The 15,069-nt window shown below is 70.6% G+C and carries 14 protein-coding genes; 5 read left to right on the plus strand and 9 right to left on the minus strand.

The window, feature by feature from the left end; genetic code table 11:
- Nucleotides 1-4: 4 nt before the first annotated feature.
- The 3 genes from RKE50_RS15615 to RKE50_RS15625 are packed head-to-tail and all read right to left on the minus strand — an operon-like array spanning nt 5 to nt 2,299.
- The gene (locus RKE50_RS15615; protein ID WP_350037957.1) at nt 5-397 is read right to left on the minus strand and encodes an acyl-CoA thioesterase; all 393 of its coding nucleotides are present in this window, start codon (nt 395-397) and stop codon (nt 5-7) included.
- Nucleotides 398-419: 22 nt separating this feature from the next.
- The gene (locus RKE50_RS15620; protein WP_350037959.1) at nt 420-1,784 is read right to left on the minus strand and encodes a TRAP transporter large permease; all 1,365 of its coding nucleotides are present in this window, start codon (nt 1,782-1,784) and stop codon (nt 420-422) included.
- Nucleotides 1,784-2,299: a TRAP transporter small permease subunit gene (locus tag RKE50_RS15625; protein WP_350037961.1), complete on the minus strand. Its 516-nt coding sequence runs from the start codon at nt 2,297-2,299 to the stop codon at nt 1,784-1,786. The genes RKE50_RS15620 and RKE50_RS15625 overlap by 1 nt, the downstream gene beginning before the upstream one ends.
- Nucleotides 2,300-2,438: 139 nt before the next feature.
- On the opposite strand from RKE50_RS15625, the gene yaaA reads away from it, so the two are divergent.
- The 3 genes from yaaA to RKE50_RS15640 are packed head-to-tail and all read left to right on the plus strand — an operon-like array spanning nt 2,439 to nt 5,279.
- Nucleotides 2,439-3,215, plus strand: coding sequence for a peroxide stress protein YaaA (yaaA, locus tag RKE50_RS15630; protein WP_350037963.1), 777 nt, complete (start codon nt 2,439-2,441; stop codon nt 3,213-3,215).
- Nucleotides 3,215-4,678 (plus strand): flavin-containing monooxygenase, encoded by a 1,464-nt coding sequence (locus tag RKE50_RS15635; RefSeq protein WP_350037965.1) that lies wholly within the window; start codon nt 3,215-3,217, stop codon nt 4,676-4,678. Before yaaA ends, RKE50_RS15635 begins: the two co-directional genes overlap by 1 nt.
- A 7-nt stretch (nt 4,679-4,685) precedes the next feature.
- Nucleotides 4,686-5,279: a DUF938 domain-containing protein gene (locus tag RKE50_RS15640; RefSeq protein ID WP_350037967.1), complete on the plus strand. Its 594-nt coding sequence runs from the start codon at nt 4,686-4,688 to the stop codon at nt 5,277-5,279.
- Nucleotides 5,280-5,282: 3 nt separating this feature from the next.
- Here the strand turns inward: RKE50_RS15640 and RKE50_RS15645 are convergent, their stop codons facing one another.
- The 3 genes from RKE50_RS15645 to RKE50_RS15655 are packed head-to-tail and all read right to left on the minus strand — an operon-like array spanning nt 5,283 to nt 7,973.
- Entirely contained in the window at nt 5,283-6,437 is a 1,155-nt protein-coding gene (locus RKE50_RS15645; protein WP_350037969.1) for a GNAT family N-acetyltransferase, read from the minus strand.
- 15 nt (nt 6,438-6,452) lie between these two features.
- Nucleotides 6,453-7,343 carry a 4-hydroxybenzoate octaprenyltransferase gene (ubiA, locus tag RKE50_RS15650; protein ID WP_350037971.1) on the minus strand — a complete coding sequence of 297 codons (891 nt, stop codon included), beginning with the start codon at nt 7,341-7,343 and terminating at the stop codon, nt 6,453-6,455.
- Nucleotides 7,344-7,355: 12 nt separating this feature from the next.
- Nucleotides 7,356-7,973, minus strand: coding sequence for a chorismate--pyruvate lyase family protein (locus RKE50_RS15655; protein WP_350037973.1), 618 nt, complete (start codon nt 7,971-7,973; stop codon nt 7,356-7,358).
- Nucleotides 7,974-8,128: 155 nt separating this feature from the next.
- Here RKE50_RS15655 and RKE50_RS15660 point away from each other — a divergent pair, with 155 nt between their 5' ends.
- Nucleotides 8,129-9,499 carry an FAD-dependent oxidoreductase gene (locus RKE50_RS15660; protein WP_350037975.1) on the plus strand — a complete coding sequence of 457 codons (1,371 nt, stop codon included), beginning with the start codon at nt 8,129-8,131 and terminating at the stop codon, nt 9,497-9,499.
- Between the two features lie 16 nt (nt 9,500-9,515).
- Here the strand turns inward: RKE50_RS15660 and recG are convergent, their stop codons facing one another.
- On the minus strand, nt 9,516-11,576 hold the full coding sequence (gene recG, locus RKE50_RS15665) for an ATP-dependent DNA helicase RecG (protein WP_350037977.1): 2,061 nt from the start codon (nt 11,574-11,576) through the stop codon (nt 9,516-9,518).
- A gap of 84 nt (nt 11,577-11,660) precedes the next feature.
- Between recG and RKE50_RS15670 the strand changes: the two genes are divergently transcribed.
- Nucleotides 11,661-12,536 (plus strand): Rossmann-fold NAD(P)-binding domain-containing protein, encoded by an 876-nt coding sequence (locus RKE50_RS15670; protein ID WP_350037979.1) that lies wholly within the window; start codon nt 11,661-11,663, stop codon nt 12,534-12,536.
- On the opposite strand, the gene RKE50_RS15675 is transcribed toward RKE50_RS15670, so the two are convergent.
- Together RKE50_RS15675 and spoT are read right to left on the minus strand one after the other, a co-directional pair.
- On the minus strand, nt 12,533-12,916 hold the full coding sequence (locus RKE50_RS15675; protein WP_350037981.1) for a RidA family protein: 384 nt from the start codon (nt 12,914-12,916) through the stop codon (nt 12,533-12,535). The genes RKE50_RS15670 and RKE50_RS15675 overlap by 4 nt on opposite strands.
- 24 nt (nt 12,917-12,940) lie before the next feature.
- Nucleotides 12,941-15,061, minus strand: coding sequence for a bifunctional GTP diphosphokinase/guanosine-3',5'-bis pyrophosphate 3'-pyrophosphohydrolase (gene spoT, locus RKE50_RS15680; RefSeq protein ID WP_350037983.1), 2,121 nt, complete (start codon nt 15,059-15,061; stop codon nt 12,941-12,943).
- Between the last annotated feature and the right edge of the window lie 8 nt (nt 15,062-15,069).

Raw genomic sequence — 15,069 nt, forward strand, 5'->3', positions numbered from 1 at the left:
CGCGCTAGCGCTTGATGGTGCGGGTGCGGCGCTTGTCGTCGATGGCGACGAAGATGAACTCACCCTCGGTCACCTTGATGGGCTCGCCGTCGTGCGGCGAGTCGATCCAGACCTCGACCACGATGCGGATGGAGCTGCGGCCGATCTCGATCACGTCGCAGTAGCAGGACACCACCGCGCCCACGTGCACCGGCGTGATGAACGCCATGCCCTCGATCGCCACCGTGGCCACCCGGCCGCCGGCGACCTCGCGCGCGGCGATCGCGCCGGCGAGGTCCATCTGTGACAACAGCCAGCCGCCGAAGATGTCGCCCTCGGCGTTGGTGTCCTTGGGCATGGCGATGGTCTGCAGCGCCAGCTCGCCCTGGGGCGTCGGAGTGGAATCGATATCGTTCATGGCAGTTCCCGGGTTGCCAGGGCTAGTCCGAGAGCACCGCGGGCAGCCAGGTGGCTAGCTCCGGCCATTGCCAGAGGGCGGCGATCACGAGCAGCTGGATCACGATAAAGGGTATCACGCCGCGGTAGATTGCGCCTGTCGGGACCTGGTCGGCGGCGACGCCGCGCAGGTAGAACAGGGCGAAACCGAAGGGCGGCGTGAGGAACGAGGTCTGCAGGTTGATAGCGATCATGATGCCGAGCCAGACCGGGTCCAGCCCCATCATCAGCAGCACCGGGCCGACGATCGGCACGACCACGAAGGTGATCTCGATAAAGTCGAGAATGAAGCCGAGGAGGAAGATCAGCACCATCACGAACAGGGTCGCGCCGAAGACGCCGCCGGGCAGGTCCGTGAGGAAGGCGTGGATCAGCTCCTCGCCGCCGAAGCCGCGGAACACCAGCGAGAATACGGCCGCGCCGACCAGGATCATGAACACCATGGCGGTGATCTCCAGCGTGTTGCGGAGCACCGAGCGCAGCCTCACCAGGGGCATCTCGCCCTTGGCCAGGGCCAGCAGCCAGGCGCCCACTGCGCCGACACCGGCCGCCTCCGTGGGCGTCGCGGCGCCGGCCAGGATGGAGCCGAGGACCACGGCGATGAGCGCCAGCGGCGGCACCAGCCCGCGAAGGAAGGCGAGCGTGTCCACCGGCTCGCGCTGGCCGGCGGGCAGGAGCCCCGGCCGCAGCCAGGCGACCAGCAGCAGGAAGACCATGTACAGCGCCACCAGCAGCAGCCCGGGGATGATCGCGCCCACGAATAGGTCGCCCACGGAGACGGTGTCCGGGCTGAACACGTTCATGCGCAGCTGCGCCTGCTGGTAGGCGCTGGAGAGGATGTCACCGAGGAGTACGAGGGCGATGGACGGCGGGATGATCTGGCCGAGGGTGCCGGTGGCGCAGATGGTGCCGGTGGCGATGGCCGGGCTGTAGCCGGCGCGGAGCATGCTCGGCAGCGACAGCAGCCCCATGGTCACCACCGTGGCGCCGACGATGCCGGTGCTCGCCGCCAGCAGCATGCCGACGATGACCACGGAGAGGGCAAGGCCCCCGCGCACGCCGCCGAGGAGGTGCGCCATGTTGTCGAGGAGCTCCTCGGCGACCTTCGACTTCTCGAGGATGACCCCCATCAGCACGAACAGCGGCACCGCGATGAGCGTGGTGTTGCTCATGGTGCCGAAGAGCCGGCCGGGCAGGGCGGAGAGGAAGGAGGCGTCGAAGACGCCGGCGATGATCCCGCCGGCGGCGAAGGCCAGCGCGGTGCCGGCTAGGGTGAAGGCCACCGGGTAGCCGAGCATGAGCAGCAGGCAGACGGCCGCGAACAGCCACAGGGCGATGGTCCCGTCCATCAGGAGGTCGTGTCTCCGACCAGCGTGAGCGCGTTGCGCAGGATCTCGGCCACACCCTGGAGAGCCAGGTTCGCCGCCATGAGCGGCAGCAGCGTCTTCAGCAGGAACACGGCGGGGATGCCGCCCGCGTCCGCCGAGGTCTCGTGCACGGACCAGGCCTGGGCGACGAAAGCGACACTGCCGAGGCCGATCACCGCGCACAGCGGCAGCAGGAAAACGATGCCGCCGAGGCTGTCGATCCAGGCCCGGGTGCGCGGCGTGAAGCGCTGGTAGAAGATGTCCACGCGCACGTGGGCGCCGTTCTTCAGGGCGTAGGCGGCGCCGAGCATGAACACGGAGGCATGGAGGTAGGTGACCGCCTCCTGCGCGGCGATGGAGCCCAGCTCGAGGCCGTAGCGCATGAGCACCACCGCGGCCGTGAGCAGCGCCATGGCCGCGATCAGCCAGGCGAGGGCGTGGCCGCAGGTCCCGGTAAAGGCATCGATGAGCTGCACGAGCCGGCGCACCCGGGTCATGGCGGGGTGATCCTTTTTGATTATTCGCGCGAAGGGTATCATAGCGCGCTGTCGCCCCGGCCCCGCGGCGGCGCCCCGCGGCACACCCCGGCCACTGCCAAGTCAGCACCACTGCCCGGTCAGAAAAAGGAAAGCTTCCATGCTCACCGTGATCTCGCCCGCCAAGACCCTCGATTTCGAGACCGCGCCGACGACCCGCCGGGCCACGCAGCCGGCCTTCCTCGATGCCGCGGCCGAGCTGGTGGAGGACGCCCGGGGCCTCTCCCCCGACGCCCTTCGCGACCTCATGGGCGTGAGCGGGAAGATCGCCGAACTCAACCACGAGCGCTTCATGAACTGGTCGACGCCCTTCGACCTCGACAACGCCAAGCAGGCGGTGCTCGCCTTCCGTGGCGACGTCTACACCGGCCTGGAAGCCGAGACGCTGGACAGCGCGGGCCTCGCTTTCGCCCAGAAGCACCTGCGTATCCTGTCCGGGCTCTACGGCCTCCTGCGACCCCTCGACCTGATGCAGCCCTACCGGCTCGAGATGGGCCTCAAGTTCGCCAACCGCGGCGGCGCCAACCTGTATGCGTTCTGGGGCGACCGCCTGACCCGCACCCTGGACCGGCAGCTCGGCAAGAGCGGCAGCCGGGTGCTGGTGAACCTCGCCTCCAACGAGTACTTCAAGGCGCTGCAGCCGAAGGCGCTGGACGCAGAGATCGTGACCCCGGTGTTCAAGGACCTGAAGGGCGGCAAGTACAAGATCATATCCTTCTACGCCAAGAAGGCGCGCGGCCAGATGGCCCGCTTCATCATCGACAACGCCATCAACGACCCGGAGGCGCTCAAGGACTTCGACGTCGCCGGTTATCGCTACAGTCGTGACGAATCGGCCGCGCGGGAGCTGGTGTTTACCCGCGACACGCCGCCCTGATGGCTGACGGGAAGAGCCACCAGGTCATCATCATCGGCGCCGGCATGTCCGGCCTGTGCATGGGTATCGCCCTGCTCAGGCGCGGCATCCGCGACTTCGTTATCCTCGAGAAATCCCCCGCCGTCGGCGGCACCTGGTACGACAACAGCTACCCGGGTGCCTGCTGCGACGTGCCCTCGGTGCTGTACAGCTACTCCTTCGCGCCGAAGGCGGACTGGAGCCGGCGGCACGCGCCCCACGACGAGATCCGCGCCTACCTCGAGGACACGGCCGTGCAGTTCGGGCTGCGCCCGCACCTGCGCCTGTCGACCTCCGTGAAGCGGGCCGCCTTCGGCGACGACGGCCGCTGGCAGGTGGAGCTGGAGAGCGGCGAGCGGGTGTCGGCGCGGGCGCTGGTCAGCGGGCTCGGCCAGCTCAACGTGCCTTTCACGCCCGCGTTTCCGGGCGCCGAGCGCTTCCGCGGCGAGACCTTCCATTCCGCGCGCTGGAACCACGACCTGTCCCTGGCCGGCAAGCGGGTGGCGGTGATCGGCACCGCCGCCAGCGCGATCCAGTTCATTCCCCCGGTGGCCCGGGAAGCGGCGCAGCTCTACGTCTACCAGCGCAGCCCGAACTACATCGTGCGCCGCGGCGACCGCGCCTACCACGGCTGGGAGAAGTCGCTGTTCGCGCGCCTGCCGCTGGCGCAGAAGCTGGCCCGGCTGCTGGTCTGGCTGCGCGGCGAGTGGGTCCTGTACCCGGTGCTGCGCAGCAGGAGCCGCATCGCCCGGGCGCTGCTGGAGCGCAAGAGCCGGCAGTTCCTGGAGGAGGAGGTCGACGACCCCGCGCTGCGGCGGGCGCTGACGCCGGACTACCGCATCGGCTGCAAGCGCATCCTGTTCTCCGATGACTACTACAGCGCCTTCCGGCGCAGCACCGTGGAACTGGTGACCTCGCCCATCGAGGGCATCGACGAACAGGGGGTGTGCAGCGCAGACGGCGAGGCCCGGCCGGTGGACGTGATCATCTACGGCACCGGCTTCAAGACCCACCCGATGCAGGGCCAGGTCGAGTTCGTCGGCCGCGACGGCCGCTCCCTGGGCGAGGCCTGGGCCGATGGCGAGGAGGCCTACCGGGGCGTGTGCACCGCGGGCTTCCCGAATTTCTTCATGCTTTACGGGCCGAACAGCAACCTCGGCAGCAACTCGATCATCTTCATGGTGGAGCGGCAGTGCCGCTACGTGGCCGCCTGCATCGACAAGCTGCTGGTTCACGACCTGAAGCGGCTGGAGGTGAACCCCGGCGTGCAGCGGGCCTACAACGACCACCTGCAGGGCGAGCTGGCGCAGACCGTGTGGGCCAGCGATTGCGACAGCTGGTACAAGGATGCCGAGGGCCGGATCAGCAACAACTGGCCCCGCTCCACGGCGGCCTACTGGTGGCACATGCGCGCACCGGACTTCGCCGACTTCGACATGGGCTGAGGCGACCATGGCGGAGCTGCCCTTCTCGCAGGCCTGCGAGAACAACCGGGAACCGATCCTGGCCGTGCTCCGGGAAGCCTTCGGCGCCTGCACGGCGGTGCTCGAGATCGGCGCCGGCACCGGCCAGCACGCCACCGCCTTCGCCCCGGCCATGCCCTGGCTGCGCTGGCAGCCCACGGAGCACCCGCAGGCCCTGGCCGTCCTCGAACCGCGCTGCCGTGCCTTTCCCGCGCCGAACCTCGAGGCCCCGCGCGCGCTGGACGTCTGCGAGCGGCCCTGGCCGGTGCCCGTGCCGGACGGCGTGTTCACGGCGAACACGCTGCACATCATGCCCTGGGAGGCGACGGAGGCCTTGTTCGAGGCGCTCGCCGGTGCGGCCACGGGCACGCTGCTGGCGGTCTACGGGCCCTTCAATTACAGCGGGCGCTACACCTCGCAGAGCAACGCGCAGTTCGACCAGTGGCTGGCGGCGCGCTCACCGCACAGCGCCATCCGTGACTTCGAGGCGGTGGATGCGCTGGCCGCCGCGGCGGGCTTTGCCCTCGAGGCCGATCACGCCATGCCCGCGAACAACCGCCTGCTGCTCTGGCGCCGCGGCTGAGCGTCAGCCGGGGTCCCCGGCCCGGAACGGCAGCAGCCTGGCGGCCTCCCGCCGGTAGGCTTCCACGTGGTCCAGCTCCTCGCGGGTAAAGGCGGCCACGGCATCGGCGAGCGCCGGTTCGGCGATCCAGTGGCTGGAGCGGGTGTGGATGGGTTCGAAGCCGCGCTGGATCTTGTGCTCGCCCTGGGCACCGGGGTCGAAGCGGCCGATGCCCTCGGCGATGCAGTAGTCGATCCCGCGGTAGTAGCAGGCCTCGAAGTGCAGGCAGTCGAACTCCTCCTCGCAGCCCCAGTAGCGGCCGTAGAGTGTGTCCTCGCCGCGGAAGTAGAGGGCGCCGGCCACGTCGCGGCCGCCCTTGTCGGCGAGCACCATGACCACCTGGTCGCCGAGCCGCGGCGCGACTTCCGTGAAGAAGGCGCGGTTCAGGTAGCCGCCGTGGCCGCTGCGCTTGGCGTAGGTGAGCTGGTAGAAGCGGTGGAAGGTCGCCCAGTCGGCGGGGCGGATCTCACTGCCGGTGAGGGTGCGCAGCGCGAGCCCCTGCTCCGCCACGCGCCGGCGCTCCCGGCGCAGCGCCTTGCGCTTGCGGCTGGCAAAGGTCGCGAGGAAATCGTCGAAGTCCGCGTAGCCGCGGTTGAACCAGTGGAACTGCACTGCGTGGCGGGTGGCCAGGCCCAGCCCCTCCAGGATGGCCGCCGTTTCCGGCTCCGGGAACAGGACGTGCCAGGAGGAGAGGCCGCGCCGCTCGGCGAGCTGCCTCACGCCTTCGAGCAGTGCGGCCCAGGCGCCGGCCGGGTCCACGCCGGGACGGCACAGGAGCCGCGGCCCCGTTGCCGGTGTGAACGGGATGGCCGTGACCAGCTTCGGGTAATAGCTGAGACCCATGCGCCGCCAGGCGTCGGCCCAGGCCCAGTCGAAGACGTACTCGCCGTAGGAGTGTCCCTTCAGGTAGCCCGGGGCCGCGGCCTCCACCGCCTCGCCGTCGCGGAGCAGGAGGTGGCAGGGCTGCCAGCCGCTGTCGGCGGTGGTGCAGCCGGTCGTCTCCAGGCCGAGCAGGAAGTCGTGGCGCAGGAAGGGATAGGCCGCCGTGCCCGGCCCGTCCCAGCTCGCCGCGGGGAGGGCCTCCAGGCTGCCCAGGGCCTGTAGCGCGAAGTCAGCCATGGCGGCCCGCGCCCCTCAGCCGGTGAGGGCCGGCAGGGCGTAATCGGCGGCGATGCCGAGGAAGACCGTCAGGCCGACCCAGCGGTTGTGCAGGAAGGCGTGGAAGCACGCGGCCTCGTCCTGGTGGCGGATGAGGTACAGGTGATAGCCGAACAGCCCGGCGGTCACAAGCAGGCTGAGGTTGTAGCAGGCGCCGAGGCCGAAGCGCTCACCGGCGAGGTAGAGGGCGGCGAGGCAGAGCACCTGCAGGCCGGCGATGATGTAGCGGTCCGCATCGCCGAACAGCACCGCGGTGCTCTTGATGCCGACCTGGAGGTCGTCGCGCCGGTCCACCATGGCGTACTTGGTGTCGTAGACCACGGTCCAGAGCACGTTGGCGGTGAACAGGAGCCACAGGGCCGGCGGCAGCTCGCCGCGCTGAGCGGCGAAGGCCATGGGGATGGCGCAGGAGAACGCCAGGCCGAGGACGATCTGCGGAAAGTGGGTGTAGCGCTTCATGAAGGGGTAGGTCGATGCCAGCAGCAGTGCCGGTACGGAGAGCACCACCGTCAGCCGGTTGGTCAGCAGCACGAGGCCGAAGGCGAGCAGGCAGAGCACACAGAACAGGCCCACCGCCTCGTTCACCGACACCCGCCCGGTGACCAGGGGTCGCTCCCGGGTGCGCGTGACCCCGCCGTCGAAGTTGCGGTCGGCGAGGTCGTTGATGATGCAGCCGGCGGAGCGCATGAGGAAGGTGCCGACGCTGAAGATCACCAGCAGGTGCAGGTCCGGCAGGCCCTCCGCCGCGATCCACAGGGCCCAGAGCGTCGGCCACAGCAGCAGCAGCGTGCCGATGGGACGGTCCCAGCGGATCAGCTGCAGGAGCGCGGCGGTCTTGCCGGGCGACGGTTGGCTCAGTGTCGTCATGGGGACGAAAGCTTACTGCGTTGCGGGCAGGATTGCAGCGCTCACGCGGCGGCGCCAGCCACGCTCGAGGCCGGGTCCGGGCGGCCAGGGGCGGAACGGCGCGAGGAAGACCTCGCTGACCAGCAGGCGCTGGCCGTGCAGGCGGAAGACCGAGCGCCGGGCCCAGGCCGGGCGGTCCTGGCGCAGCGCGGGCGGCAGGTATTGGCTGTCGCCGTCGAGCAGGGCTACCTGAAAAGGGCTGCGGCGCATGTCCGCGGCGCTGAACAGGATCGCACCGAGCGAGCTGCCCTGCAGCTTGCGCAGGTGCGCGAGGCGGCCGCAGAGGCTGGCGTAGGGGAACACGCTGCGGGCGAACACCACCGCCTCGCCGTCGAGGCGCAGGGCGACCTCGCGCACCAGGGCCCGCTGCCGGAGGCCGTTCGCCAGGACCCGGCGCTCGCTGGCCCGCGGCGTGGCCCAGCGCTGGCTCAGGCGCTGCACGCGGAAGACACCGCCGCTGTCCACCAGGCGGCGGGTCAGCGAGCCGTCGTCGAGGAGCCAGTGGCGCAGGCCGTGGAGCCCGGCGAGACGGGGGTCGTCGGGGCTGCGCCAGGCAGGGTCGGCGGGGCTGTCGGGCGGTACTCGGGTCACGGGGGTCGCTGCACGGGAAGAGGCGCGAGGATGCGCCAGAACGCGGGCGCATGCAAGGTCGCCGGGCTGCGCTCGGGGCCCCGCCCTTGCACATTCCCGGCGCCTATTTATAGTGGTCGCTTTTCCGCTTCCGGGCGGACGGCAGGAGGGTCGCTATGAGCAAGTGGGAATGTATCGTCTGCGGGCTGGTCTACGACGAGGCCAAGGGCTGGCCCGATGATGACATTCCGCCGGGTACGCGCTGGGAGGACGTGCCCGAGGACTGGCTCTGCCCGGACTGCGGCGTCGGCAAGGAGGATTTCGAGCTCCTCGAGGAGTCGCCGGTCGAGGAGACCCCGCACCACCAGGAGGCCGAGGCGGACCGGGAGCATGCGCCGATCGTGATCATCGGCACCGGCCTCGCCGGCTACGGGCTCGCCCGGGAGATCCGCCGCTACGACAGTGAGACGCCGGTGATCCTCATCACCGCCGACGACGGCCGCTCCTACTCCAAGCCCATGCTCTCCACGGGCTACACCAAGAACACCGGCGCCGACGACCTCGCCCAGCAGGATGCCGGCGGCATGGGCACGCAGCTCGACGCCAAGGTGTGGACCCATACCAAGGTCAACGAGATCGATACGGAAAAACAGATCCTCCACGTGGGCGAGGACGCCACGATGATCCACTACGGCAAGCTGGTGCTCGCCGTGGGTTCGCAGGTCATCGAACCGCCGCTGGCGGGGGACGGTCTCGACTACGTCTACTCCGTGAACGACCTCATGGACTACGCCGATTTCCGCGCCGCCATGGTCGAGAACGACGCCCGGCGCGTGTGCATCATCGGCGGCGGCCTCATCGGCTGCGAGTTCACCAACGACCTTCTGAACGGCGGCTTCGAGGTGGAGGTGGTCGACCCGCTGGGCTACTGCCTGCCGACGCTGCTGCCGGAAACCGCCGGCAAGGCGGTGCAGGCGGCCCTCGCCGAACAGGGCGCGGTGTTCCACTTCGGCGCCCTGGCCACGGCGGTGAACAAGGCCGGGGCCGGGGTGGAAGTCACCCTGGACAACGGCGAGACGATCGCCGCAGACCTGGTCGTTTCCGCGGTCGGCGTGCGTCCGCGCACGGAGCTCGCCCGGGCCGCGGGGCTCGCCAGCAACCGCGGCGTGGTTGTCAACCGCTACCTCGAGGCCTCGGCGCCGAACGTCTATGCGCTCGGCGACTGCGCCGAGGTGGAGGGGCACGTGCTCGTCTACGTGGCACCGCTGATGGCGGCGGCCCGGGCCCTCGGCAAGACCCTCACCGGCGAGCGCACGGCGGTGACCTACCCGGCGATGCCCGTGACCATCAAGACGCCGACCTGCCCGGTCGTGGTGGCGCCGCCGCCGGCGGGTGCGGCGGGCGAGTGGCAGATCGACGCCGAGGGCGCCAACGTGCGCTGCGAGTTCCGGGACGGCGCCGGCGAGCTCCGGGGCTTCGCCCTCACCGGCGAGGCCATCCGCGAGAAGATCGCCCTGCAGAAGGCCCTGCCGCCGATCCTGCCCTGAGCGGGCGCGGCGGGCGTCAGACCCCGGCGAAGGCCTGGCGGGTCCCGGTCCAGCGCTCGATGAGCGGCGCTACCCGTTCCGGGTAGCGCTGCGCGAGCGCCCGGGCCTGCTCCTGTACCGCGTCCAGCAGGTCCTCGTGCTCCGGCAGCCGCGCCACGCGGAAATCCATGAGGCCGGTCTGCCGCGTGCCCAGCACCTCGCCGGGGCCGCGCAGCTCCAGGTCCTTGCGCGCGATGAAGAAGCCGTCGTTGCTCTCCCGGAGCGCCTGCAGCCGTTCCTTCCCGTTCGCCGACAGGGGTGACTGGTAGAGCAGCACGCAGTGGCTCTCGGCGCTGCCCCGGCCGACCCGGCCCCGGAGCTGGTGCAGCTGGGCAAGGCCCAGGCGCTCCGGGTTCTCGATCACCATGAGGCTGGCCCGGGGCACGTCCACGCCGACCTCGATGACCGTCGTCGCCACCAGCAGGTCGCAGTCTCCGGCCTTGAAGGCCGCCATGACCTCGGCCTTCCGCGCCGCCGGCAGCTTGCCGTGTATCAGTCCCACGCGCAGCCCCGGGAGTCCCGCGGCCAGCTCCTCGTAGGTCGCCTCCGCGGCCTGTGCCTGCAGTACGTCGCTCTCCTCCACCAGGGTGCAGACCCAGTAGGCCTGGCGGCCCTCCGCGCAGGCTCGGGCGACCCGCTCGATCACGGTGTCGCGGCGGGCGCTGTCCACCAGCACGGTGTTCACCGGCTTGCGCCCCGGGGGCAGCTCGTCGATCACCGAGCAGTCGAGATCCGCGTAGGCGACCATGGAAAGGGTGCGCGGGATCGGCGTCGCGGTCATCACCAGCTGGTGCGGGCGCCAGTCCGCGGCCTTGTCCTTGAGGGACAGCCGCTGGTGCACGCCGAAGCGGTGCTGCTCGTCGACGATGAGCAGGCCGAGGCGGGCGAAGGACACGGCGTCCTGGAACAGGGCGTGGGTCCCGACCACCAGGTCCGCGCTGCCGTCGCCGATGGCGGCCAATGCCTCGCGCCGGGCCGCGCCCTTCACCCGGCCGCTGAGCCAGGCGATGGACACCGGCTCCTCCGCGAACCAGCCCTCGAAATTCACCCGGTGCTGCTCGGCGAGGAGCTCTGTGGGCGCCATGATCGCCACCTGGTAGCCCGCGGCGATCGCCTGCCGGGCCGCGGCGGCGGCGACCAACGTCTTGCCGGAGCCGACGTCGCCCTGTACCAGGCGCAGCATCGGCGCCTCGCTGGCGAGGTCCGCGGCGATCTCCGCCATGACCCGCTCCTGGGCGCCCGTGGGTACGAAGGGCAGCCGCGCGAGGAAATCGCGCAGGCCCGCGCTGTCGGGCGCCATCGCCGGCGCGCGGTGCGCGCGCTCCCGGGCCCGCAGGTGGCGCAGGGACAGGTGGTGGGCCAGCAGTTCCTCCCGGGCGAGGCGCAGCTGCGCCGGGTGGCGGCCGTCCCGGAGCGCTTCTAGCGCCGCGCCCGCCGGCGGCGCGTGCAGGTAGGCGATGGCATCGGCCAGCGTGAAGCCGTCGCCGTCGACGCCGGCGAGGAGGTCCTCTGGCGGCTGCCGCCTGAGCAGGGCCACCGCCTGGCCGCAGAGCTTGCGCCACTGCTGCTGGCCGATGCCCTCGGTGGTCGGGTAGATGGGCGTCAGCCGGTCTTCCACGGGCGCGGGCCCGGGGCCCACCGCCCGGTACTCCGGGTGCACGAGTTCCGCGCCGCGCGGCCCGGTGCGCACCTGGCCGAAGCAGCGCAGGCGCACCCCCGGCCGCAGGGCCTGTTTCTGGGCGTTGCTGAAGTGGAAGAAACGCAGCGTCAGCGTGCCGGTGCCGTCCTGGAGCAGGACCAGCAGGCTGCGCCGGCGGCCGAAGGTGACATCGGCGCCGCGCACCTCTCCCTCGACCACCGCCTCGCTGCCCTCGACCAGGCCGCCGATCGGCGTGACGCGGGTGCGGTCCTGGTAGCGCAGCGGAAAGTGGAACAGCAGGTCCTCGACCCGCGCGACGCCGTAGGCCTGCAGCCGGGCGGCCAGCTTCGGCCCCACGCCGCGCAAGGCGGCCAGATCCTGCGCTACTATTGTTGCCATGCTTGCCACTGTCGACACACCCGCCCGCTATTGTCGCACGGCCTGGAGCGGAGGCCTTCATCGACTCCGTCCGGGAGCGGCTCCGTGAGCACCACGGTGCTCTTCGTGGGCGCCGGCGATCTCGCGGCCCGGTGTGCCGCGGCCCTGGGAGACAATCCGGCAAGCCCGCTGGCCCGCGTGCGGCTCGTCGGCCTGCGCCGTGACGTGGCGGCCCTGCCGCCGGGCTTCGAGGGGCTGGCCGGTGACTACGCGGATCCGGCGGTCGCCCCGCGGATCGCGGCGCTGGCGCCGGATTTCGTGGTCACCACCTTCAAGCCCCTGGGCCGCGACGAAGCCGGCTACCGACGGGGCTTCGCCGACGCCGCCGGCTACCTCGGCGAGGCGTTCGCGGCGCACCCGCCGCGGCAGCTGCTGTTCGTTTCCAGTACGCGGGTCTACGCGGAGAAGGACGGCGGCTGGGTCGACGAGACGAGCCCCCTGGCCACGGCGGCCACGGACCCGGCGGCGGCGGAGATCGTCGCCGCGGAGGACGCGCTGGCCGCTGTCGCACCCGTCGCACGCCTGCGCTGCGCCGGCATCTACGGTGGCGCCGACGGCTTCCTGCAGCGCCGGGTCGCCAGCGGCAGCCTCTGTCCGCCGACCCCGGTGCACTACAGCAACCGCATCCACCGCGACGATGTCGGCGGCTTTCTCGCCCACCTGCTGACAGCCGCCGCGGAAGGCAGCGCTGTCGCCCCGGCCTACAACGTGGTGGACGACTGCCCCGTGCCGCAGGCGACGGTGGAAGCGTGGCTGGCGGAGCAGCTGGGGGTGCCGGAAAGCGAGCGGCGCTACGATGCCCGGCCCCTGTCCCGGGGCCACAAGCGCATCAGCAACGGGCGCCTGCACGAGAGCGGCTACCGGCTGCGCTACCCCGACTACCGCGCGGGCTACGCCGCCGCGCTGGCGGCGGAGGGCTAGAGGGCGAGCTGGGCCTCGACCTCGATGGCCGCCCCTTTCGGCAGCGCCGCGACCTGCACGCAGGCCCGGGCCGGGTAGGGCGCCTTGAAGAACTCTTCCATGATCCCGTTGACGGTCGCGAAGTCGCCGAGGTCCGTCAGCGAGATATTGAGCTTCACGGCATCGTCGAGGTCGCCGCCGGCCGCCTCGGCGACCGCGGCGAGGTTGCGGAAGACCTGCCGCGCCTGCGCATCGATGCCGCCCTCGACCAGCTCCATGGTCCCCGGATCGAGCGGAATCTGGCCGGAGAGCCAGGCGATGTTGCCCACCTTCACCGCCTGGGAATAGGGGCCGATGGCGGCGGGCGCCCGGTCGGTGGAAATCACGGCGCGGTTGGTCATGCTCGATTCCTTCTGTCGGCGACGCTAGTTGGTGACGCGCATCACCCGGCGCACGGTGGCGATGCCGCGCAGCCGGCGCATGATGCGCGCTAGGTGAACGCGGTTGTTCACCTGCAGTTCCAGGTCCACGTAGGTGAACTGGTAGTCCTTGTCCTCGGTGGAGATCTTCTCGATGTTGACGCCCATGCTGTTGATGCGCGTGGCGATGACGGCGATGGTTCCGCGGCGGTTCTCCACCTCGATCCGCAGCTCCGCGGGGAACTCGCCCTCCACGTTATCGTCCCAGCGCAGCGGGATGAGCCGTTCGGGCTTCTCGCGCATCTCGGCGAGGTTGCGGCAGGCCTCGCGGTGCACGACCACGCCGCGCTCGGAGCTCAGGTAGCCGGCGATGGGGTCGCCGGGGAGCGGGCGGCAGCAGCGGGCGTAGGAGACCATGAAGCCCTCCGTGCCGCGGATCGCGAGCGGCGCACCGCCGCCCTCCTCCCGCTGCTTCGGCGCCGCCTCCTCGCCGTCGCCGAGCAGCTGCTGTGCCACCACGGCCGGCAGCCGCTTGCCGCGGGCGATATCCTCCAGCAGGTCGTCCATGCTGCCGTAGCCGTTGTGCCCGAGGTAGTCCGTCACCGTGTCCCCGTCGAGTTCCTCGACGGCGCTCTCGGCGTCGCCGAGGGCCTTGTCGAGGAGGCGCCGGCCCAGGGCCACCGAGTCTTCCCGGGTCTGGTTCTTGAGGAAGTGGCGGATGTTCGTGCGCGCCTTGGCGGTCACGGTGTAGTTGAACCAGGAGGGGTTCGGCCGCGCGCCCGCGGCGGTGAGCACCTCGACGGTCTGGCCGCTCTGCAGCGGTTCGGACAGCGGCGCGAGGCGCCGGTTGATGCGGCAGGCGACGCAGCGGTTGCCGAGGTCCGTGTGCACCGCGTAGGCGAAGTCCACCGCCGTGGCGCCCCGGGGCAGCTCGAGGATGCGCCCCTTCGGCGTGAACACGTAGATCTCGTCCGGGAACAGGTCGATCTTGACGTTCTCGATGAACTCCAGCGAGTTGCCGGCCCGCTGCTGCATCTCGAGCAGGCCCTGCACCCATTCCCGGGCGCGCGCATGGCTGCCGCCGGCGGAGCCCGCGTCGCTCTTGTAGAGCCAGTGCGCGGCGATGCCGTTGTTGGCCATGTCTTCCATCTCGCGGGTGCGGATCTGGATCTCGATGGGCACGCCGTGCATGCCCTTGGTCACCGTGTGCAGCGACTGGTAGCCGTTGGCCTTCGGGATGGCGATATAGTCCGTGAACTCGCCGGGGACCGGCTTGTAGAGGTTGTGCATGCAGCCGAGCACGCGGTAGCAGGTGTCCACGGAGTCGACGATGATGCGGAAGGCGTAGATGTCCATGATCTCGGAGAAGGACTTATTCTTCGAGCGCATCTTCTGGTAGATGCTATAGAGGTGCTTCTCGCGGCCGATCACCTCCGCGGCGTGCCCCTCCTGGCGCAGCGTCGACTCGATCTGGTGGCGGATCTTCTCCACCAGTTCCTTGCGGTTGCCCCGCGCCTTGCGCACGGCCGCCTCGATGCGCCGGGCGCGCATCGGGTACAGCGCCGAGAAGCCGAGGTCCTCGAACTCCATGCGCACCGCGTTCATGCCCAGGCGCATGGCGATGGGCGCGTAGATGTCGAGGGTCTCGCGGGCGATGCGCCGGGCCTTGTCGGTGGGCAGCACGCCCAGGGTGCGCATGTTGTGCAGCCGGTCGGCGAGCTTGACGAGGATGACGCGGATGTCCCGCGCCATGGCCAGCGCCATCTTCTGGAAGTTCTCGGCCTGCTTCTCCTCGAGGCTCTCGAACTCCATCTGCGTGAGCTTGCTGACGCCGTCGACGAGCTCGGCCACGGCATCGCCGAACTGCCGGCCGATGGCCGCCTTGTTGATGCCCGTGTCCTCGATGACATCGTGCAGCATGGCGGCCATGAGGCTCTGGTGGTCCATGTGCATGCCGGCGAGAATGTTCGCGACGGCGAGCGGATGGGTGACGTAGGGCTCCCCGCTGCGGCGGGTCTGGCCGTAGTGGGCCTGCTCGGCAAAATAGTAGGCGCGGCGGACCTGGCGGGTCTGGTCCGCTTCGAGATAGCTGCGCAGGGTGGCGTCGAGGGCGTCGATGGTCTGCATCAAGCCCT

It is taken from the genome of Pseudohaliea sp. (assembly GCF_040217025.1).
In the GTDB taxonomy this organism is placed as follows: domain Bacteria; phylum Pseudomonadota; class Gammaproteobacteria; order Pseudomonadales; family Halieaceae; genus Pseudohaliea.

What these genes read in the sequence shown, in the direction of transcription:
- RKE50_RS15615 (WP_350037957.1), bottom strand. Translation starts at nt 397, where the DNA reads ATGAACGATATCGATTCCACTCCGACGCCCCAGGGCGAGCTGGCGCTG.
- RKE50_RS15620 (WP_350037959.1), bottom strand. Translation starts at nt 1,784, where the DNA reads ATGGACGGGACCATCGCCCTGTGGCTGTTCGCGGCCGTCTGCCTGCTG.
- RKE50_RS15625 (WP_350037961.1), bottom strand. Translation starts at nt 2,299, where the DNA reads ATGACCCGGGTGCGCCGGCTCGTGCAGCTCATCGATGCCTTTACCGGG.
- yaaA (WP_350037963.1), top strand. Translation starts at nt 2,439, where the DNA reads ATGCTCACCGTGATCTCGCCCGCCAAGACCCTCGATTTCGAGACCGCG.
- RKE50_RS15635 (WP_350037965.1), top strand. Translation starts at nt 3,215, where the DNA reads ATGGCTGACGGGAAGAGCCACCAGGTCATCATCATCGGCGCCGGCATG.
- RKE50_RS15640 (WP_350037967.1), top strand. Translation starts at nt 4,686, where the DNA reads ATGGCGGAGCTGCCCTTCTCGCAGGCCTGCGAGAACAACCGGGAACCG.
- RKE50_RS15645 (WP_350037969.1), bottom strand. Translation starts at nt 6,437, where the DNA reads ATGGCTGACTTCGCGCTACAGGCCCTGGGCAGCCTGGAGGCCCTCCCC.
- ubiA (WP_350037971.1), bottom strand. Translation starts at nt 7,343, where the DNA reads ATGACGACACTGAGCCAACCGTCGCCCGGCAAGACCGCCGCGCTCCTG.
- RKE50_RS15660 (WP_350037975.1), top strand. Translation starts at nt 8,129, where the DNA reads ATGAGCAAGTGGGAATGTATCGTCTGCGGGCTGGTCTACGACGAGGCC.
- recG (WP_350037977.1), bottom strand. Translation starts at nt 11,576, where the DNA reads ATGGCAACAATAGTAGCGCAGGATCTGGCCGCCTTGCGCGGCGTGGGG.
- RKE50_RS15675 (WP_350037981.1), bottom strand. Translation starts at nt 12,916, where the DNA reads ATGACCAACCGCGCCGTGATTTCCACCGACCGGGCGCCCGCCGCCATC.
- spoT (WP_350037983.1), bottom strand. Translation starts at nt 15,061, where the DNA reads ATGCAGACCATCGACGCCCTCGACGCCACCCTGCGCAGCTATCTCGAA.